Origin of the sequence: Sphingomonas aurantiaca, assembly GCF_003050705.1 — a bacterium.
GTDB classification, from domain to species: Bacteria; Pseudomonadota; Alphaproteobacteria; order Sphingomonadales; family Sphingomonadaceae; genus Sphingomonas; species Sphingomonas aurantiaca.
Window position 1 is genome coordinate 542,630 of record NZ_QAOG01000003.1, and the last position, 19,604, is coordinate 562,233.

15 protein-coding genes are annotated in these 19,604 nt (G+C 66.5%); 13 read left to right on the forward strand and 2 right to left on the reverse strand.

What is annotated here, in order from left to right:
- Positions 1-10: 10 nt before the first annotated feature.
- The 13 genes from C8J26_RS11470 to rutA all read left to right on the forward strand — a co-directional run bounded on the left by C8J26_RS11470 (position 11) and on the right by rutA (position 16,067).
- Entirely contained in the window at positions 11-2,407 is a 2,397-nt protein-coding gene (locus C8J26_RS11470) for an ABC transporter permease (protein ID WP_107958074.1), read from the forward strand.
- An 86-nt stretch (positions 2,408-2,493) separates the two neighbouring features.
- The gene (locus tag C8J26_RS11475) at positions 2,494-2,958 is read left to right on the forward strand and encodes a hypothetical protein (RefSeq protein ID WP_056417083.1); all 465 of its coding nucleotides are present in this window, start codon (positions 2,494-2,496) and stop codon (positions 2,956-2,958) included.
- A 151-nt stretch (positions 2,959-3,109) separates the two neighbouring features.
- Positions 3,110-3,268: a hypothetical protein gene (locus C8J26_RS20470; protein ID WP_156359675.1), complete on the forward strand. Its 159-nt coding sequence runs from the start codon at positions 3,110-3,112 to the stop codon at positions 3,266-3,268.
- 629 nt (positions 3,269-3,897) lie between these two features.
- Positions 3,898-5,148 carry a lipoprotein-releasing ABC transporter permease subunit gene (locus C8J26_RS11480; RefSeq protein WP_056417086.1) on the forward strand — a complete coding sequence of 417 codons (1,251 nt, stop codon included), beginning with the start codon at positions 3,898-3,900 and terminating at the stop codon, positions 5,146-5,148.
- Complete coding sequence (locus tag C8J26_RS11485) at positions 5,141-5,854, forward strand: ABC transporter ATP-binding protein (RefSeq protein WP_107958076.1); 714 nt, start codon at positions 5,141-5,143, stop codon at positions 5,852-5,854. Before C8J26_RS11480 ends, C8J26_RS11485 begins: the two co-directional genes overlap by 8 nt.
- Positions 5,851-6,447 (forward strand): GNAT family N-acetyltransferase, encoded by a 597-nt coding sequence (locus tag C8J26_RS11490; RefSeq protein ID WP_107958078.1) that lies wholly within the window; start codon positions 5,851-5,853, stop codon positions 6,445-6,447. Before C8J26_RS11485 ends, C8J26_RS11490 begins: the two co-directional genes overlap by 4 nt.
- On the forward strand, positions 6,444-6,923 hold the full coding sequence (locus C8J26_RS11495) for a glutathione peroxidase (protein WP_107958080.1): 480 nt from the start codon (positions 6,444-6,446) through the stop codon (positions 6,921-6,923). The genes C8J26_RS11490 and C8J26_RS11495 overlap by 4 nt, the downstream gene beginning before the upstream one ends.
- A gap of 510 nt (positions 6,924-7,433) precedes the next feature.
- On the forward strand, positions 7,434-10,991 hold the full coding sequence (dnaE, locus tag C8J26_RS11500) for a DNA polymerase III subunit alpha (RefSeq protein ID WP_107958082.1): 3,558 nt from the start codon (positions 7,434-7,436) through the stop codon (positions 10,989-10,991).
- Between the two features lie 18 nt (positions 10,992-11,009).
- The gene (locus C8J26_RS11505) at positions 11,010-12,602 is read left to right on the forward strand and encodes a long-chain fatty acid--CoA ligase (RefSeq protein ID WP_107958084.1); all 1,593 of its coding nucleotides are present in this window, start codon (positions 11,010-11,012) and stop codon (positions 12,600-12,602) included.
- Positions 12,603-12,963: 361 nt separating this feature from the next.
- A complete protein-coding gene (rutB, locus tag C8J26_RS11510; RefSeq protein WP_107958086.1) occupies positions 12,964-13,692 on the forward strand; it encodes a pyrimidine utilization protein B in 729 nt (242 codons plus the stop codon).
- Between the two features lie 126 nt (positions 13,693-13,818).
- On the forward strand, positions 13,819-14,202 hold the full coding sequence (rutC, locus tag C8J26_RS11515; protein ID WP_107958088.1) for a pyrimidine utilization protein C: 384 nt from the start codon (positions 13,819-13,821) through the stop codon (positions 14,200-14,202).
- The gene (gene rutD / locus C8J26_RS11520) at positions 14,202-14,990 is read left to right on the forward strand and encodes a pyrimidine utilization protein D (RefSeq protein WP_107958090.1); all 789 of its coding nucleotides are present in this window, start codon (positions 14,202-14,204) and stop codon (positions 14,988-14,990) included. Before rutC ends, rutD begins: the two co-directional genes overlap by 1 nt.
- A gap of 9 nt (positions 14,991-14,999) precedes the next feature.
- Positions 15,000-16,067: a pyrimidine utilization protein A gene (gene rutA / locus C8J26_RS11525; protein ID WP_107958092.1), complete on the forward strand. Its 1,068-nt coding sequence runs from the start codon at positions 15,000-15,002 to the stop codon at positions 16,065-16,067.
- 304 nt (positions 16,068-16,371) lie between these two features.
- Here the strand turns inward: rutA and C8J26_RS11530 are convergent, their stop codons facing one another.
- Together C8J26_RS11530 and C8J26_RS11535 are read right to left on the reverse strand one after the other, a co-directional pair.
- Entirely contained in the window at positions 16,372-18,150 is a 1,779-nt protein-coding gene (locus C8J26_RS11530) for a cation:proton antiporter domain-containing protein (RefSeq protein WP_056417116.1), read from the reverse strand.
- Positions 18,151-18,361: 211 nt separating this feature from the next.
- A complete protein-coding gene (locus C8J26_RS11535; RefSeq protein ID WP_056417119.1) occupies positions 18,362-19,582 on the reverse strand; it encodes an NADP-dependent isocitrate dehydrogenase in 1,221 nt (406 codons plus the stop codon).
- Positions 19,583-19,604 lie beyond the last annotated feature (22 nt).

The following is a 19,604-nucleotide window of genomic DNA, read 5'->3' on the forward strand; positions in this document are numbered from 1 at the left end:
GATCATCATTATGCACGCTGCACTGCTGACCCTGTACCGGTCGCTCGCCCGGCATCGTCTGTACGCGATCCTGAACATCGGCGGGCTCGCGCTGGGCGTTGCCGTGTTCCTGGTGCTCTTCCTCTTCGTGCGGTTCGAGACGGGCTATGACCGCGTGCTGCCGGGGTGGGAGCGGGTGTGGAAGGTGGAGCGCAGCATCCAGTTTCCGGGCAATCCGCGGTTCCAGATCCCCTCGTCGCCCGAGCTGCTCGCGCAGCTCAGGGCCGCGTTTCCCGGGCTCGTCGGCGTGCGGATGACACCGTACGACACCGCCACGGTGTTGACGGGGCAGAGCAGCGCCACCGCCAGGCTCGCGCTGGTCGATCCGGGCTATTTCCGGATCTTTCCGTCGCCGGTGCTGGAGGGCGATATCGCTAGCACGCTCGCACGCCCCGATGGCATCGTCGTCACCCGCATGGTCGCCGAGACCTATTTCGGCAGGGCCAGCGCGCTCGGCCGTACCTTGACGGTCGCGCGCGACGGCAAGCCCGCGGTCTACCGGATCGGTGCAGTGATCGCGAACCTGCCCGCGAACACGACCTATGTCAGCGACCTGTTCGCGGCGATGCCCGCGCGGCCCGCCGCCGACGAACAATCCGCCGGCTACGGCGTGACGACCTTCCTGTCGTTGCCCGATGCCGCGAGCGCCGAGCGTATTGCCACCTTCATCCGTCGCCACCCCGATCCGGGTTTCAACGCGGACAGCATCAAGTTCCTGACCGAGGACATCACGCCGCTCGCTGACGTGCACCTCGCGGACAGGCGCAGCCGCACGGTCGTGACCGTCCTCGGCACCGTGGGGGCGGTCGCGTTGCTGCTGGCGATGCTCAACTATGTGAACCTGGCGACCGCGCGGGCAGGGATGCGCGCACGCGAGATCGCGATGCGCAAAGTGCTCGGGGCGACGCGCGGCATGCTGGTCGTCCAACTGCTCGGCGAAGCGCTGGTCGCCGTGACGCTGTCGGCGCTGGTCGGCCTGACGCTGGCAGAGATCGCGCTTCCGTTCGTCAACGCGATCGGCGGGACGGGGCTCATGCTGGTCTATTGGGGCGCGCGATCGATCCTGCCGGCGCTCGCCGCGCTGGTCGCGCTCGTGACGCTGCTCGCAGGCTTCTATCCCGCCTTCGTGATCTCGCGGTTCCAGCCCGCCGCGGTGCTCGCCGCGGCACAGACTCCGGGGGGCGACCGCACCGGGGCCCGCGTCCGCAAGGCGTTGGTCGTGCTCCAGTTCGCGATCGCGACCAGTTTGATGATCGGCACGGCGGTGCTCGTCGCGCAGGCCCGCCATGTCCAGAATGCCGATATCGGCTTCGGCCGCGATGGCCTCATCATCGTCAACGGGTTTGGCGACCGCGCGCTCGATCCGGCGCAGAGGACCGAACTCGCGACCGCGATCCGCGCTATCCCGGGCGTGGCGGCCGTGACGACGAGCGGCATCGTGCCAGGCGGCGGGAGCTTCGCGATCGGCAAGATGCACCGCGCGGGGGCGACCGGCGACCCCCCGATGATCGTCCAGGGCACGGTCGGAGCCGCCTTTTTCGAGACCTACCGCGCGAGACTGATCGCGGGGCGGTTGTTCGATCCCGCCCGCTTCGCGCTCGACATCGGCAATGGCGAGAAGGATCCGCCCGCGCGACTGCCGAATGTGATCCTCAACCGCACCGCCGTCCGGAGGCTGGGGTTCGCGCGCGCCGCGGACGCGATCGATCAGGTGGTGGCGCGCGATGCCGGCGCGGTTCGGATCGTCGGTGTCGTTGACGACATGCGGTTCGGCACGCCGCGCGATCCGGTCGATGCGCTGGCCTATAGCTACCGGCCCGATGGCGGCTACCGCTCGGTTCAGGTCGTCCGGACTGCGGGCGATGCCGCGCTGATCCTCGCGCGCATCGAGACGCTGTGGCACCGGATCGCGCCGGCGGTGCCCCCGGCCGCGGTGACGGTCGATCAGAAACTCTACGAATCCTTTTATCGCCAGGACGTCCAGCGATCGCGGCTGTTCATGATCGGCGCGGTCCTCGCGGTCGCGATCGGTTGCATCGGGCTCTATGGTCTCGCGGCGTTCGATACCGCGCGGCGCGTGAAGGAGATCGGCATCCGCAAGACGCTCGGCGCCTCGACGACCGACGTGCTGCGGCTGCTGATCGGGCAGTTTCTCAAACCCGTGCTGATCGCGACGATGATCGCGGTGCCGCTTGCCTATTACGCGATGGAGCATTGGCTCGCCGGGTTCGACGACCGGGTCGCGCTGTCGCCCTGGCTGTTCGTCGGCGCCGTCATGCTCGCCGCGAGCATCGCGGTGGCGACGATCCTGGGCCAGACACTCCGCGTCGCGCGAAGCGAACCCGCACGCGCGCTGCGATATCAATGAACTTCTCGCCAGTACCTGTTGGGGACCGCTTCCGTTCGCCGATGCGTTACTCGCGATCAGCGTTTAACGATCGACGGGAGTTTCACATGCAGCGGTACAAAGCAGCGATTGCCGGAGGGCTCGTAGCGGGCCTGGTCACGACGGCGGTGATGGTGGCGGGGCGCAAGACCGGCGTGCTCACGAAGACGCTCGATCGCGATGCGGTCGACTGGATCGACGACGTGACGGGATCGCGGGCGGTGATCGGCGACGCGGGCACCAGCGCGGTCGAGTTCGCCAACCATCTCGGCGCTTCGGCCGCGTTCGCGGCGGCGCTGCCCGCGATCCAGCGCGCGGCGCCGTCGCTGTCGCCCGCCGCGATCGGCGTGCTGTACGGCACGGCATTGTACGTCGTGAATATCGCTGGGATCGCGCCGGTCCTCGGCATCACCGATGGTGAAATCAACGCCGGGCCGCGCAAGGCGGCAGAGCGCTGGGCGATCCACGTCCTTCAGGCCGTCGTCACCGCACTAGTCGCGGAGCGTCTGGCCGCCGGGTCGGACGCGGACTAACCGTTTTGCTGGGGGCGCAGCGAGCGCGCAGTGCCTTCCAGCCAAAGCCCCGTTCGCCACGCCTGAATACGGGAAGCCTGAATCTCCCGTTTCAGCGTTGGCACCGAAATCATGCCGGGTTGCGACACGATAGGGCGTAGCGGCGGGAACCATGAAATCGGAACTTCACATGCGCGTCCTGCTGCCGGGTCTTTTGCTGATCCTTGGGGCGTGCAGCGACCATAAGCGATCGAACAGCTTCGACGCCAAGCCGAGCGAGAACAAGGCGACGCCCTATAGCGGCGTGCCTGGGGAAGAGCAGAAGACATAACAGGCGGGGCCAGGCTCGCTTCCATCCTCGAGATTTGGCCGGCTGAACATCTGTGCCGTCCCTGTCGATCGCTTACGGAAGGGTAGATGGGCCGCGAGTAGCAGACGAGACTGCACGGAGCGCCCCGTCATGCAGGCGCGGCATCTTTCCGGAAGAATACGTGCGTCGATAGTAATGATCGTCGCGGAGTGTTCTGGCGGTAGCAGCCGCGACGGCGCGACCACCAATCCAGACGGTGCCGCAAAGTATAGAGACTGTGATGAACTCTACCGGACAAGCAAACGCCCGGATCGTTGCCGATCCGGGCGCCTGCGTGACGATCGCTCGTCAGCCCCCATTTTTGTGCTTCCGCTCTGCACCTTCGGTGCGGCGTAAAAGCAGTCCCCGAACCACGGCCGTTGCCTGTGTCTCAGCAAGGTTTTTGCTAGTTATGTCAGCGGGCTTTGTCACGATATTTGCGAGGGCGGCGGCACGATTGGATACGCGCTGTGGCGATTGCGCAACATACCAATCTAGCCATCGGGCGCGGTCATGCCCATGGCGGCGGTCCGCGCGGGCGCAGTTGCCTCGCGCGGGGCCGCGTCCTAGAGCCGCAGGACTGTTTCCCTAACGATCGAACCCGGCTGCCCATGATCCTGTCCCGCTATGAACGGATGATAGCCCGCCGCTATCTGCTGCCGGGCAAGGGCGAGGCGTTCATCTTCCTCGTCGCCTCGATCAGCCTGGTCGCGGTGATGCTCGGCGTCGCCGCGCTCGTCATCGTGATGAGCGTGATGAACGGCTTCCGCGCCGAGCTGTTCGACAAGATCGTCGGGCTCAACGGCCATGCGGTGGTGCAGGGCGTCGGTGGCAAGCTGCCCGACTGGCGCGATATCGTCGCGCAGGCGCGCGCGACTCCGGGCGTGACCAGCGCGGTGCCGCTGATCGAGCAGCCGCTCGCCGCCACCTATAATGGTCGCGCCGAGGCGGTGCTGGTACGCGGGATGCGCGTCGACGACATCCGGCGCAATTCGACGATCCAGGGCAAGGTCCTGATGGGCTCGCTGTCCTCGATCACGCAAGGCAGCGGCCGGATCGCGATCGGCTCGCGGCTCGCCGAATCGCTCGGTGCGCAGGTCGGGTCGGAAATCTCGCTGTTCAGCCCGCAGGGGCAGACGACGCCGTTCGGCACGGTCCCGCGTATCGTCAGCTACACCGTCGGCGCGATCTTCGAGATCGGCGTCTATGATTACGACAAGGCGTATATCATCATGCCGATCGAGGATGCGCAGACGCTGCTCCTGATGGGCGATGCGGCCGGCATGGTCGAGTTGAAGACGGTGAACGCGGACAAGGTCGGCGAGATCCTCAAGCCGCTGGCGGACAAGATCGGCGGCCGCGCGATCATCCAGGACTGGCGGACGATGAACGCGCAGCTGTTCGAGGCGCTCGCGGTCGAGCGGGTCGCGATGTTCACCGTGCTGTCGATCATCATCCTGGTCGCGGTGTTCAACATCCTGTCGTCGCTGATCATGCTGGTGCGCGCCAAGACTCGCGATATCGCAATCCTGCGGACGATGGGGGCGACCCGCGGCGGATTGATGCGGATCTTCATCGTCGTCGGCACCACGATCGGTGCGCTCGGCACGGTCGCGGGGCTCGCGCTGGGCTTCGTCTTCCTGTTCTACCGGCAGGGCGTGGTGAACTTCGTCCAGCTCGTCACCGGGCAGGATCTGTGGGATCCGTCGATCCGCTATCTGACCGAGCTGCCGTCGAAGACCGACCCGGTCGAGATCATCGTGATCGCGCTGATGGCGCTGGTCTTCAGCTTCCTCGCGACGCTCTATCCGGCCTGGAAAGCGGCGAGTACCGACCCCGTGCAGGTGCTGCGTTATGAATAATGGCCTTCCGATCGATCGTCGCAGCGAGCAGGCCTATGGCTATGTCCTGGAGACGAGCGGGCTGACCAAGAGCTTCACGCAGGGTGGCGCGACGATCGACGTGCTGCGCGGCGTCGACCTCGCGATCGCGCCGGGCGAGATCGTCGCGCTGCTCGGGCCGTCGGGGTCGGGCAAGTCGACGCTGTTGCAGGCGGTCGGGCTGCTCGAAGGTGGCTTCCAGGGATCGATCAAGATCGCGGGCACCGAGGCGTCGAAGCTCAACGCGCATGAACGCACGGTGGTGCGCCGCGACAGCTTGGGCTTCGTCTACCAGTTCCATCATCTGCTGCCGGATTTCAACGCGACCGAGAACGTCGTGCTGCCGCAGCTCGTCCACGGCGCCACGCGCGCCGAGGCGGATGCGCGGTCGGCGGAGTTGCTGACGCAGCTCCGCCTTGGCCACCGCCTGACGCACCGGCCGAGCCAGTTGTCGGGCGGCGAGCAGCAGCGCGTCGCGGTCGCGCGCGCGCTCGCCAACAAGCCCGCTCTGGTGCTGGCGGACGAGCCGACGGGCAATCTCGACGAGCATACCGCGGACATCGTCTTCGCCGAATTCGTCCGGCTGGTCCGCGAACAGGGTACCGCGGCGCTGGTCGCGACGCATAACGAGCGCCTCGCCGCGCGGATGGACCGCGTGTTCCGGCTCCACGAGGGGCGGCTGGCGTGAGCTGGGACGCGACGCCGACGCTCGTCGGGCGTCACGTCACGCTCCGCCCGCTGGTCGCCGACGACAAAGACGCGCTGGTCGCCGCCGCGTCGGCAGACGATCTGTGGGACTTGTTCTACGCCAATGTCGCGATGATGAAGGCGCCCGACCGTTGGTTCGACGCCGCGTTCCGCGAGCAGGATTTCGGCCGCGCGCGGATCTTCGCGGTGGTCGCGGGCGGCACCGTGGTGGGCTCGACCCGCTTCATGCGGATGAACGCGGGCAACAAGCGGCTTGAGATCGGCGGCACCTTCTACGCCACCGCGGTGCAGCGCACCGGGGTCAATACCGAGGCCAAGCTGATGCTGCTGACCCACGCGTTCGAGACGCTCGGCTGCGCATGCGTCCAGATTCGCACCGACAGCCTCAACAAGCGGTCGCAGGCCGCGATTGAGCGGCTCGGCGCGAAACGCGACGGCGTGCTGCGCGGGCATCAGGTGATGGCGGACGGCCGCTTGCGCGATACCGTCGTCTACAGCATCTTGGCGCACGAATGGCCCGGCGTGCGTCAGAACCTGACGTATCTGCTAAGCCGCCACGGGAGTGCTGCATGACCGCGATCACCGAATTCACCGTCAAGGCCGCCGACGGCACGCCCGCCGCGCTCGAGGCGTATCGCGGCAAGGTGCTGCTGATCGTCAACACCGCGTCGAAATGCGGTTTCACGCCGCAATATGAAGGGCTCGAGGCGCTCCACCGCGACTATGCCGCGCGCGGGTTCGAGGTGCTGGGGTTTCCGTGCAACCAGTTCGGCGGGCAGGAGCCGGGCGATGCCGCGGAGATCGCGAATTTCTGTTCGCTGACCTACGACGTGACGTTTCCGGTGTTCGCGAAGGTCGACGTCAACGGTGGGGCGGCGGATCCGTTGTTCGAGCGGTTGAAGGCGGATGCACCTGGGGTGCTGGGGTCGAAGGCGATCAAGTGGAACTTCACCAAGTTTCTGGTCGATCGGGAGGGGAGGGTGGTCGATCGGTACGCGCCGACGACCAAGCCGGCGGATATTCGGGTGGATATCGAGAAGCTGCTGTAGAACTTCCGCTACCACCGGCACTTCGACTGCCACCCCTGCACCCCCATACCACCCCGGCGAAGGCCGGGCCCCAGTTGGAAAGGTCGCAGTAACAAAGCGTAGACCTTAGTTAGCAACGTCCCCCAACTGGGCCCCGGCCTTCGCCGGGGTGGTGTTTGGGGGGGGCACCCGCGAGAAGAAGCGTGCTCCCCCGCGAAGGCGGGGGCCCAGACTGGGCTCCCGCCTTCGCGGGGGAACAATGCTACCGAATATTCGAGTGCGCCCGTCTTGCGTGCCGGCGCCGTCCTCAACCCACACTCCCGTCATCCTGACGAAAGTCAGGATCCAGAGCCACGCAGTCCGTCGCCCGCGGCTCTGGATCCTGGGTCGAGCCCAGGATGACGGACGAAGCTTGGGCGGAGGCGCCGCAAGCCCCGCCGTCCACACTCCCACCTCAATTCATCGCGTCCCAGCCCTGCTCATCCCCCAACGCGACTGGTCGAATCACGCCCGAGCGCCTACCTGCTATCGATGCATTCCGGTTACGTCCCGCTCCGCGTCTTCTCCTGCTACACCATGCTCGACGGCGCCATCGATCCGAAGGCGATTGCCAAGCAGGCGCGCGCGCTGGGCTTTCCCGCGGCGGCGCTGACCGACCGCAACGGGCTGTACGCCGCGATGGCCTATTCGGACGCCGCCAAGAAGGACGGCGTGCAGCCGATCATCGGCGTGATGCTGGGCCTCAGCCGCCCCGACATGCCCGACGGCGTCGCCACCCCGTTCGACTGGATCGCGCTCTATGCGCAGAACGCAAAGGGCTACGACAACCTCTGCGCACTCGTGTCGATGGCGCATCTCGACCGCCCGATCGAAATGCCCGCGCATGTCGATTTCGCCGCGCTCGAACGCCACACCGACGGGCTGATCGCGCTGACCGCGGGCGGTGAAGGCGGTCTCGCGCGGCTGTTCGCCGAAGGCCAGCCCGACCGCGCCCGCGCCTATCTCGACCGGCTGCAAGGGCTGTTCGGCGACCGCCTCTATATCGAGCTCTCGCGCCGCGGCGATGCGACCGAGATCGCCGCGGAGGAAGCGCTGATCGACATCGCGTACGAACGCAACCTGCCGCTGGTCGCGACCAACCCGTGCTGCTTCACCGAAAGCGCGTTCGGCGACGCGCACGACGCCATGCTCTGCATCGCGCACTCGACCTATGTCGAGACCGAGGACCGCATCCGCAGCTGCCCCGAAGCATGGATGAAGCCCGCGCCGGTGATGCACGAGATGTTCGCCGACCTGCCCGAGGCGATCGCCAATACGCTGGTCGTAGCCCAGCGCTGCGCGGTGATGGCGCCGTACCGCAAGCCGATCCTCCCCAGCCTCGCCGGCGATATCGAGGGCGAGGCCAAGCTGCTGCGCGACGACGCCGAGGCGGGGCTCGAAAAGCGTCTGGCACGCATCACCGAGCTCCATGGGGAAGGCGAGGACGGCTGGCGCGAGGTGTATCGCAAACGGCTCGCGTTCGAGGTCGACGTGATCGTCCAGATGGGCTTTCCCGGCTATTTCCTGATCGTCGCCGACTTCATCAAATGGGCGAAGGATCACGACATTCCGGTCGGTCCGGGCCGTGGGTCTGGTGCAGGCTCGGTCGTCGCCTGGGCGCTGACGATCACCGATCTCGATCCGATCAAGCTGGGGCTGCTGTTCGAGCGCTTCCTGAACCCCGAACGCGTGTCGATGCCCGATTTCGACATCGATTTCTGCGAAACCAGGCGTGTCGAGGTGATCCGCTACGTCCAGGAGAAATACGGCCGTGATCAGGTCGCGCAGATCATCACCTTCGGGAAACTGAAGGCGCGCGCGGTGCTCAAGGATACCGGCCGCGTGCTGCAGATGAGCTATGGCCAGATCGACCGGCTGGCCAAGCTGGTGCCCAACCACCCGACCGATCCCTGGACGCTCGAGCGCGCGCTGAACGGCGTCGGCGAGCTTGCCAAGGAATATGCCAACGACAATGGCGTGCGAAAGCTGCTCGATCTGGCGATGAAGCTGGAGGGGCTGCCGCGCCACTCGTCGACGCACGCCGCGGGCGTGGTGATCGGCGACCGGCCGCTCGCGCAGCTCGTGCCGCTCTACCGCGATCCGCGTTCGGACATGCCCGTCACGCAGTTCGACATGAAATATGTCGAGGGCGCAGGCCTCGTGAAGTTCGACTTTCTCGGGCTGAAGACGCTGTCGGTGCTGCAGAAGGGCGTCCAGCTGCTCGCGAAGCGCGGCGTCAAGGTCGATCTCGACGCGCTCGAATGGGATGACGCCGGCGTCTACGCGCTGCTCCAGAAGGGCGACACGGTCGGCGTGTTCCAGCTCGAATCGGAGGGCATGCGCCGCACGCTGTCCGCGGTTCGTCCGTCCAATTTCGGCGACATCATCGCGCTCGTGTCGCTGTACCGACCGGGCCCGATGGACAATATCCCGTCGTTCGGCCGTCGTAAGAACGGCACCGAGACGATCGAATATCCGCACCCCGCGCTCGAGACGATCCTGTCGGAGACCTACGGGATCTTCGTCTATCAGGAACAGGTCATGCAGGCCGCGCAGATCCTGGCGGGCTTCTCGCTCGGCGGCGCCGATCTGCTGCGCCGCGCGATGGGCAAGAAGATCAAGGCCGAGATGGACGCGCAGCGCGCGATCTTCGTCGAGGGCTGCGCCAAGGTGAACAACATCCCGAAGGCGAAGGCCAACGAGCTGTTCGACTTGATCGACAAGTTCGCAGGGTACGGCTTCAACAAGAGCCACGCGGCCGCCTATGCGCTGCTCGCCTATCAGACCGCGTGGCTGAAGGCGCATTACCCGCACGAATTCTTCGCCGCGTCGATGTGCTACGATCTGCACCAGACCGACAAGCTGGCGATCTTCACCGACGACATGCGGCGTCTGGGCATCGCCACGCTGCCGCCCTGCATCAATGCGAGCCAGGCCGAGTTCGACGTCGAGGTGTTGCCCGACCCCGAGGAAGAAGACTGTTCACCCGCAAAGGCGGGTGCCCAGACTGGGTCCCCGCCTTCGCGGGGAAACAATCTGGCGGTGCGCTATGCGCTGGGTGCGCTGAAGTCGGTCGGTGAGGGCGCGATGGAGAAGCTCGTCGTCGAGCGCGTCCAGAACGGCCGGTTCGGCGGGCTCGATGAACTCGCCAAGCGGGTCGATCCGCGGCTGCTCAACAAACGCCAGCTCGAGACGCTCGCCGCCGCGGGCGCGTTCGACGGGCTCGACCTGAACCGCGCCGGCATCCATGCCACCGCCGAGACGATCCTTGCGATCGCTGCGCGGACGCACGAGCAGAAGACCAGCGGGCAGGGCGGTCTGTTCGGCGATGCCGAGCCCGCGGGCGACGCGATCAAGCTGCCGCCGTCGGTGCGCTGGACGCTCAGCCAGCGGATGGACCAGGAGAAGGAGGCGTTCGGCTTCTATTTCTCCGCGCACCCGGTCGATCGCCACCGCCACATCGCCAACAGCCACGGCGCGCGCGCCTATACCGCGCTGTCCGAACTCAACATCCCCGACGACGGCAGCCGCGCGGGCGCGACCATGGCGGTGCTGGTCGAGGACGCGCGCTACCGCACGTCCGCGCGCGGCAAGCGCTTCATGATGGCGCAGTGTTCGGATGCCAGCGGCCAGTTCATGGCGACGTGCTTCGACGAGCAGGTCTCGAAGGATCTGGAGGAAGCCGCCAAGGCCGGCGGCTGCGGGCTCATCACCGTCGAGCTCGATCGCAAGCCCGGCGAGGACACGCCGCGCGTCAGCATCAAGCGGATCCAGCCGTTCGAGGGGCTCGCCAACCTCGCGCGGTTCCAGGTCGTGGTGACGATCTCGGACATGGCCGCGTTCGCCGGACTGGCATCGTTGCTCGCCGACCATCGCGGTGCGCGCGGCGAGGTGCGGGTGAAGGCGCAACTGCCCGATGGCGAGCTGTGCGTGCTGCTCGGCCGCGACTTCCTGCTCGACGGCGAACTTGCGGAGCACATCGAGTCGTTGCACGGTGTGACCAAGGTGGAGCTGAAGACCTCTGAAACGAGGCTTGCTCTGGTCGGATAACAGCTTGGGAGAGCGGGAATGCTGGGTGGAATGCAGGATTTCGAGCTTCGTGTTCCCCGGCTGATCGACCATGCGGCGCGCGAACACGGAGCGAGGGAACTTGTCAGCTACTGGGCCGATGGGCGCGAGACGCGCACGACCTGGTCGGGCATTGCCCGCGACGCGCGCAAGCTCGCGCAGGCGCTCGAAAAGCTCGGCGTCGCGGCCGGTGACCGCGTCGCGACGCTCGCGATGAACCATGCGCATCACCTCGTCGCCTGGTACGGCACGATCGGGATGGGCGGCGTGATCCACACGATCAACCCGCGCCTGTTCGACGAACAGCTCGTATACATCGCCAACCACGCCGAAGACCGCGTGATGCTCTACGACAAGGCATTCCAGCCGCTCGTCGACCGGCTGCGCGGCCAGTGGACCAGCGTCCGCCATTATATCTGCTTCGACGATCTTGGGCCCGACGGTTTCCAGGCGCTGCTGGATGCCGAGGATGGCGACTATGATTGGGTCGAAGGGCCCGAGCGCGATCCGTGCATGCTCTGCTACACCAGCGGCACCACGGGTAATCCCAAAGGCGTGCTCTACACGCACCGATCGACCATGATCCACGCGATGGCCGAGGTCGCGCCCTGGGTGTTCGATCTCTCGCCAAGCGCGGTCGTGCTGCCGGTCGTGCCGATGTTCCACGCCGCCGCGTGGGGGCTGCCGTTCGCCTGCGCGCTGTCGGGGGCGAAGGTCGTCTATTCCGCGGTCAACGATCCCGCGGTGCTGTGCCGGCTGATGAACCAGGAGCGCGTGACGCATTCGGCGGGTGTGCCGACGGTGTGGCTCGCGATGTTCGGTCATATGGATGCGACCGGCCAGGCGCCCGAGCATCTCAAGCTGGTGACGATCGGCGGCTCGGCGGCGCCGCGCGCGATGATCGACCGGATCATGCGGATGGGCGCCGATGTGAAGCACCTCTGGGGCATGACCGAGACCTCGCCGATCGGCACCGCGGGCTTCGCGCCGCCGCACTGGGACGACATGACGCATGACGAGAAGCTCGATCTCGTCGGCAAGCAGGGCAGCGTCCCGTTCGGGATCGAACTGCGCATCGTCGACGACGCGGGGAAGGTGCTCCCGCGCGACGGGTCGATCGCGGGCAAGCTCCAGGTCCGCGGGCCGTGGGTAGTGCAGCGCTATTTCGGCGCGGACGCGGATGCGGTCGACGCTGAGGGCTGGTTCGACACCGGCGACGTCGCGATGCTCCACGGCGACGGCACGATGCAGATCACCGATCGCTCGAAGGACGTCATCAAGTCGGGCGGCGAATGGATCAGCTCGGTCGATCTCGAAAACGCAGCGGTCGGGTGTCCCGGCGTCGCGGAGGCGGCGGCGATCGGCGTGTATCATCCCAAATGGGACGAGCGCCCGCTGCTGATCGTCGTCCGCAAGCCCGGCAGCGAGGTTGCGGAGCAGGCGATCCTCGATCACCTGGCAGGGCATGTCGCCAAATGGTGGTTGCCCGACGCGATCGTGTTCGTCGACGAGTTGCCGCATACGGCGACGGGGAAACTGCTCAAGACGGCGCTGCGCGACCGGTTCAAGGATTTCGCGCTGGCCGCGGTGTAGGTCGGCGACGCGGGGCGGCGGCGGCGGGACTCGCCGCGCGACTGACGTTTGATACACCAGAGTCGACCACAGCACCGCCCGTCATCCCAGCGAAAGCTGGGATCTTCGCGTGGCGTGCGCTGTGGCCTGAACCGGGAGATCCCAGCTTTCGCTGGGATGACGGTGGTGGCTGGTGCGCGGGGTGGCTGGGGGATGCTTCGCGCGTGCGGTTCTCGCTTCCTTGTTCTCCCGCGAAGGCGGGAGCCCAGTCTGGGTCCCCGCCTTCGCGGGGATACACACTTGTTTGGGGCTGGCTGGATACGCTTCCACCCCAGATCATTTCGCACTTGCACAATGCCCGCGATGCAGCGAGCTTGTCACAATGACAGTCGGCCCCCCGATCCTGCGTACCGGTGCGAACGAGGCGAACGCCGTCACGCTGCCCGCGCGGCCGGAGGCGCTGCGTCTCGATCCTGCCGAAACCGCGGTGATCGTCATCGACATGCAGAACGCCTATGCGTCGCCCGGCGGCTATGTCGACACCGCAGGCTTCGACATCGCCGGCGCGGCCGCCACGATCGCGCAGATCACCAAGGTCCTCGCCACCGCGCGCGCCGCGGCGATGCCAGTGGTCTTCCTCCAGAACGGCTGGGACGCGGACTATGTCGAGGCGGGCGGTCCCGGCTCGCCGAACTGGCACAAGTCCAATGCGCTCAAGACGATGCGCGCGCGCCCCGAGCTGCACGGCCGCTTCCTCGCGCGCGGCGGGTGGGATTACGAGATCGTCGACGCGCTGAAACCCCAGCCCGGCGACATCCGCGTCCACAAGACGCGCTATTCGGCGTTCTTCAATTCGCAGCTCGACAGCATCCTGCGGTCGCGCGGCATCCGCAACCTCGTCTTCGTCGGCATCGCCACCAACGTCTGCGTTGAGAGCACGCTGCGCGACGGCTTCCACCTCGAATATTTCGGGGTGATGCTGGAGGACGCGACGCATCACCTCGGGCCGCCCGAGATGCAGGCGGCCACCGTCTACAATGTCGAGAAATTCTTCGGCTGGGTCAGCACCGTCGGCGATTTCTGCGGTTCGTTCGGGCAGTTGCCGAAGTGATCGATTCTCCCTTGTTCCCTCGCGAACGCGGGGCCCAGGAATCACGAACGATATCGCCTGCGACCCTGGACCCCCGCCTTCGCGGGGGAACGGCTTGGCCATGATGAGCACGTAGAAGGAAAACACATGCCGTTCGACGCCATCAACCCGCCGCAGTTCCCGACCCCGATCGCGCCCTATTCGGCGGCGGCGAAGGCCGGCAACACGGTTTACGTCTCGGGGGTGCTGGCGCTGGGCGAGGGCGGCATCGTGCTGCATGTCGGCGACGCCGCGGCGCAGACCCGCGCGGTGCTGGAGACGATCGAGACCACGCTCGAGGCCGCGGGCGCGACGATGGCGGATATCGCCTTCAACCACATCTTCCTGAAAGACCTCGCCGACTATGCCGCGTTCAACACGGTGTATGCGGAGTATTTCCCCGGCCCCAAGCCCGCACGCTACTGCATCAAGACCGAGCTGGTGAAACCCGACTGCCTTGTCGAGATCGCCAGCATCGCCCACCTCGCCTGATGCCCGACGCAGGCGGCATCCACTGGGAGTCGCACGGCCAGCCGGAGGGGCCGGTGATCCTGTTGTCGAGCGGTCTTGGCGGATCGGGCAGCTATTGGCAGCCCAATCTCGCCGCGCTCGCCGCCCGCCACCGCGTCATCACCTATGATCACCGCGGCACCGGCCGCTCCGATCGCCATGTCGCGGGCGATCTCACCGTGGAGGCGATGGCCGCCGACGTCGTCGCGCTGATCGATGCGATCGGGCTCGATCGCTGCACCTTTATCGGCCACGCGCTCGGCGGGCATATCGGCCTCGCGCTCGCGCTCGCAGCGCCCACCCGGCTCGACCGGCTCGTCGTCATCAACGGCTGGGCCAAGCTCGACCTCCACACCGCGCGCTGTTTCGACACGCGGCTCGCACTGCTGCGCAACAGCGGCCCGCGCGCCTATCTCCACGCGCAGCCGCTGTTCCTCTACCCGCCGCAATGGATCGCCGATCACCATGATGCGCTCCAGGACGAGGAGGAGGCGCTGCTCGCGCACTTCCCCGGCGCGGACATGATCGAGCGGCGGGTGGCGGCGGTGCGGCGCTTCAACATCGCCGGCCGCCTCGACGAGATTCGCGTGCCGACGCTGCTGGTCGCGTCGGACGACGACATGCTGGTGCCGCCGTCCGCTTCCGAAAAGCTCGCCGCCGGCATCCCCGGTGCGCTGCTCGCGCGGATGGCGGTGGGCGCGCACGCCTGCAACGTGACGCGGGCGGCGCATTTCAACATGTGGCTGCTCGACTGGCTCGACGGCGAATAGGAGCGGCATATGCAGGTCGGCGTCTTCGTTCCCATCAACAACAATGGCTGGCTGATCAGCGAGACTGCGCCGCAGTACAAACCGAGCTTCGATCTCAACAAGGCGATCGCGCAGGCGGCCGAGAAGCACGGGCTCGATTTCCTGCTGTCGATGATCAAGCTGCGCGGCTTTGGTGGCAAGACCGAGTTCTGGGATTACGGGCTGGAGAGCTTCACGCTGATGGCCGGGCTTGCTGCGGTCACCGAACGGATCAAGATCTTCGCGACCTGCCCGACGCTGCTGATCCCGCCTGCTTATGCCGCGCGGATGTGCAACACGATCGATTCGATCAGCCATGGCCGGTTCGGGCTGAACCTCATCACCGGCTGGCAGCCGCCCGAATATACGCAGATGGGGATGTGGCCCGGCGACGAACATTTCCGCAACCGCTACGCGATGCTCGACGAATACGCCCATATCCTGCGCGAGCTGTGGGACGAGGGAACGTCCGACTTCAAGGGCGACTATTACCAGATGACCGACTGCCGGGTCTGGCCCAGGCCGACCGGCGACATGAAGATCATCTGCGCGGGATCGTCCGACGACGGCCTCGCCTTCTCCGCCAAATGGGCGGACTATGCGTTTTGCCTGGGGAAGGGCGTCAACACACCCACTGCGTTCGCGGTCAACAACGAACGCCTCGCGCTCGCGACCGCGAAGACCGGGCGTGACGTGCAGGTCTTCGTCTTGATCATGATCATCGCCGCCGAAACCGACGACGCGGCGATGGCCAAATGGCAGCATTACAACGCGGGCGTCGATGTCGAGGCGATCGCGTGGCTGATGGATCAGGGCGCGAAGGACACGCACAATAAAGACACCAACGTCCGCCAGCTTGCCGCCCCCGAAGGCGCGGTAAACATCAACATGGGCACTCTCGTCGGCTCGTACGAAAGCGTCGCGCGGATGCTCGACGAGATGGCCGCGGTGCCCAATACCGGCGGCGTTTTGCTCACCTTCGACGATTTCCTCGAAGGGGTGGAGGCGTTCGGGACGCGGATCCAGCCGCTGATGACCAGCCGGGCGAGCGTGGCTTAGATTGCGCGGCCCTGCGCCGGAGGCGGGCATGACTGAGCTACGACTATACATCTACCACCCCGGCGAAGGCCGGGGCCCAGTTGGGGGACGGAGGTAACGAGTAGCGGAGCTCCGTTACAACGACCTTTCCAACTGGGCCCCGGCCTTCGCCGGGGTGGTGCGTGGGTTGGCATGGCTGAACTCGCCATCGGTCGTTGAGCGATGAGCGTTCAGCAATCCTCCAACCCTGTTTCCCCGCGAAGGCGGGGACCCAGACTGGACTCCCGCCTTTGCGGGAGAACAAGGAGCGCGATGACCGGACGCGCTACGCCGAACGCGGCGTCCGCTTCGCCTTCCTGATGCGCGGCTCGACCAGCATGTCCGCCGCCTTCTTGATCTCCTGCCGAAGCTCGTCGCGCTTCTCGTGGATCGACGCGATCACCGGCCCCATCGCCACGCCGAGATCGACCAGCACCGCCTCGGCCAGTTGCAGCGAACTCTCCAGCGTCTCCGGCACCGCATCCGTCACGCCGGCGCGGTAGAGCTCGGCCGCGTGCGCGGTATCGCGCGCACGCGCGACGATCGGCAGGTCCGGTGCCAACGCACGCACCCGCCGCGCGAGCCGCACCGTCAGCACGGGATCGTCCATCGTCAGGATCAGTGCCTTCGCCGTGTGCAGCTTCAGCCGATCGACCAGTTCCGCGCGCGAGACGTCGCCGAACAGCACCGGGTGCCCTTGTCGCCGCGCGGCTTCGACCGAGTCGATATCCGCCTCGACCGCGACATATTTCTGACCGTGGACCGCGAGCATGTCCGCCACCATGTTCCCGACCCGGCCGAAGCCGATCACAACCGTGCCCGGACCGTCGTCGTCGATCTCGATATCGCTCGTATCGGCGACCGACCGGCTCTCCAGATGGCGCGAGACGGTGCGGCCGAGCTTGGCGAGCAGCGGCGTGATCGTCAGCCCGATCGCGGTGACGGTCTGCCAGAAGGTCGCGGTCGAGGGCAGGATCAGCTGCGCCTGCGCGGCGGTGGCGAGCACGATCAGCGTCGTCTCGGACGGGCTGCCCATCAGCAGGCCGGTTTCGGCCGCTACGCCGCGCCGCGAGTTGGCAACGCGCAGGAACAGGAACGTCACGATCGCCTTGACCGCAACGACGCCCGTCACCGCGAGCAGCAGCGACGGCCAGTTCTGCGCGATCAGCCGCAGGTCGAGGCTCATGCCGACCGAGATCAGGAACACGCCGAGCGCGAGGCCCTTGAACGGCGCGGTGATCACCTCGACCTCGCTGTGATACTCGGTCTCCGCGATCAGCAGTCCTGCGAGCAGCGCGCCGACGATCGGCGACAGCCCGGCGGCGGTGGTCGCGACACTGGCGACGATGACGACCAGCAGCGACGCTGCAAGGAACAGCTCGGGGCTTTTGGTCCGCGCGGCCTGTCCGAACAGCCGCGGCAGGACGACCCGCCCGCCGACATACATCGCGACCACCGTCAGGCCCCCGCGTAACGCCACCCCGGCGATATCCGCCCAGCCATCGGCGCTTGCAGTCGGCGCGAGCGCACCGAGCACGAAGATGATCGGGACGAGCGCCAGATCCTCGAACAACAGCATCGCGAACGCGCCGCGCCCGACCGCGCCGGTGGTGCCGACGAGCGGCAGGACCAGCGCGGTCGACGACAGCGCGAGCGCGAACCCCAGCCCGATCGCGCCGGCCCATCCCTGGCCGATGAAGTGGAGCGCGACGCCGATGATCAGCGCGGAGCCGATCAGCTCGGCCGCGCCGGTGCCGAACACCAGCCGCTTCATCGACCATAGCCGCTTGAACGAGAGTTCGAGCCCGATCGAGAACAGCAGCAGGATGATCCCGAACTCGGCGAACGGCTCGATCGATTCGGGGTTCGAGATGGTGAGGTAATAGAGCCACGGCGCGACGCCGGTGAGCGCACCAAGCCCGGCGGGGCCGACGAGCAATCCGACCAGGATGAACCCGATGACCGGGCTCACCTTGAATCGCGCAAATGCGGGGATCACCAGCCCGGCAGCGCCGAGAATGACGAGCGCGTCGCTGAAGCTGTGGTTGTCGAGCCGTAATGCCATGCCTGCAACCTTAGGGGAGGCGTGGCGGAATTGTCACCCGTAGTGTTGCATCGTCCTCAGACTCCTCCGTCATCCTGACGAAGGTCAGGATCCAGAGCCGCGAGGGACGGCGCTCGGTTACCCTGGATCCTGACTTTCGTCAGGATGACGGGAGTGGGGCAGTGTCTGACGAAAAACCCCGCTCCCGTCATCGGGGAGCGGGGGAATCCCGTTACGCCCAGTTGGCCATTTCAGCTTCGAGGTTCGCGCGGACCTGCTCGAAGAACTGCTCGGTCGTCATCCAGGGCTGGTCGGGGCCGATCAGGATTGCGAGATCCTTGGTCATGTGGCCGTTCTCCACCGTCTGGACGCAGACGCGCTCGAGCGTCTCGGCGAACTTCGTCACGTCGGGCGTATCGTCGAACTTGCCGCGATACTTCAGCCCACCCGTCCACGCGAAGATCGACGCGATCGGGTTGGTCGAGGTCGCCTTGCCCTGCTCGTGCATGCGGAAGTGGCGCGTGACGGTGCCATGCGCGGCCTCGGCCTCGACGGTCTTGCCGTCCGGGGTCAGCAGGATCGAGGTCATGAGCCCCAGCGAGCCGAACCCTTGCGCGACCTGGTCCGACTGGACGTCGCCGTCATAGTTCTTGCAGGCCCAGACGAACTCGCCGTTCCACTTGAGCGCGCTGGCGACCATGTCGTCGATCAGGCGATGCTCGTAGACGATGCCCGCTTCCTTGAACTTGTCCTTGAACTCGGCCTCGAACACCTCGGCGAACAGATCCTTGAAGCGGCCGTCATAGGCCTTGAGGATCGTGTTCTTGGTCGACAGGTACACTGGCCACTTCAGGTTGAGGCCGTAATGCATCGACGCACGGGCGAAATCGCGGATCGAGTCGTCGAGATTGTACATCGCCATCGCGACGCCCGCCGACGGGAACTGGAACACTTCGCGGTCGATCGTCGCGCCGTCGTCGCCTTCGAACACGAGGCGCAGCTTGCCGGGGCCGGGGACGAGGAAATCGGTCGCGCGATACTGATCGCCGAACGCATGACGGCCAACGACGATCGGGTGAGTCCAGCCCGGGATCAGGCGGGGGACGTTCTTGATCACGATCGGCTCGCGGAAGATCGTGCCGCCGAGGATGTTGCGGATCGTGCCGTTCGGCGACTTCCACATCTTTTTCAGGCCGAATTCGGTCACGCGCTGCTCGTCGGGCGTGATCGTCGCGCACTTCACCGCGACGCCGTGCTTCTGCGTGGCGAGCGCGCTGTCGATCGTGACCTGGTCGTCGGTCGCGTCGCGATGCTCGACGCCGAGATCGTAATAATCGAGCTGGATGTCGAGATACGGCTTGATCAGGCGCTCGCGGATCCATTCCCAGATGATCCGGGTCATCTCGTCGCCGTCGATCTCCACGATCGGATTCTTTACCTTGATCTTCGCCATGTGCGCGTCCTTCGGGGGAGGG

Excerpts from the sequence above, each read along its gene's own strand:
- C8J26_RS11480 (WP_056417086.1), top strand. The coding sequence starts at position 3,898 with ATGATCCTGTCCCGCTATGAACGGATGATAGCCCGCCGCTATCTGCTG.
- C8J26_RS11495 (WP_107958080.1), top strand. The coding sequence starts at position 6,444 with ATGACCGCGATCACCGAATTCACCGTCAAGGCCGCCGACGGCACGCCC.
- C8J26_RS20470 (WP_156359675.1), top strand. The coding sequence starts at position 3,110 with ATGAAATCGGAACTTCACATGCGCGTCCTGCTGCCGGGTCTTTTGCTG.
- rutA (WP_107958092.1), top strand. The coding sequence starts at position 15,000 with ATGCAGGTCGGCGTCTTCGTTCCCATCAACAACAATGGCTGGCTGATC.
- C8J26_RS11470 (WP_107958074.1), top strand. The coding sequence starts at position 11 with ATGCACGCTGCACTGCTGACCCTGTACCGGTCGCTCGCCCGGCATCGT.
- C8J26_RS11475 (WP_056417083.1), top strand. The coding sequence starts at position 2,494 with ATGCAGCGGTACAAAGCAGCGATTGCCGGAGGGCTCGTAGCGGGCCTG.
- C8J26_RS11485 (WP_107958076.1), top strand. The coding sequence starts at position 5,141 with ATGAATAATGGCCTTCCGATCGATCGTCGCAGCGAGCAGGCCTATGGC.
- C8J26_RS11535 (WP_056417119.1), bottom strand. The coding sequence starts at position 19,582 with ATGGCGAAGATCAAGGTAAAGAATCCGATCGTGGAGATCGACGGCGAC.
- rutD (WP_107958090.1), top strand. The coding sequence starts at position 14,202 with ATGCCCGACGCAGGCGGCATCCACTGGGAGTCGCACGGCCAGCCGGAG.
- dnaE (WP_107958082.1), top strand. The coding sequence starts at position 7,434 with ATGCATTCCGGTTACGTCCCGCTCCGCGTCTTCTCCTGCTACACCATG.
- C8J26_RS11505 (WP_107958084.1), top strand. The coding sequence starts at position 11,010 with ATGCTGGGTGGAATGCAGGATTTCGAGCTTCGTGTTCCCCGGCTGATC.
- rutC (WP_107958088.1), top strand. The coding sequence starts at position 13,819 with ATGCCGTTCGACGCCATCAACCCGCCGCAGTTCCCGACCCCGATCGCG.
- rutB (WP_107958086.1), top strand. The coding sequence starts at position 12,964 with ATGACAGTCGGCCCCCCGATCCTGCGTACCGGTGCGAACGAGGCGAAC.
- C8J26_RS11530 (WP_056417116.1), bottom strand. The coding sequence starts at position 18,150 with ATGGCATTACGGCTCGACAACCACAGCTTCAGCGACGCGCTCGTCATT.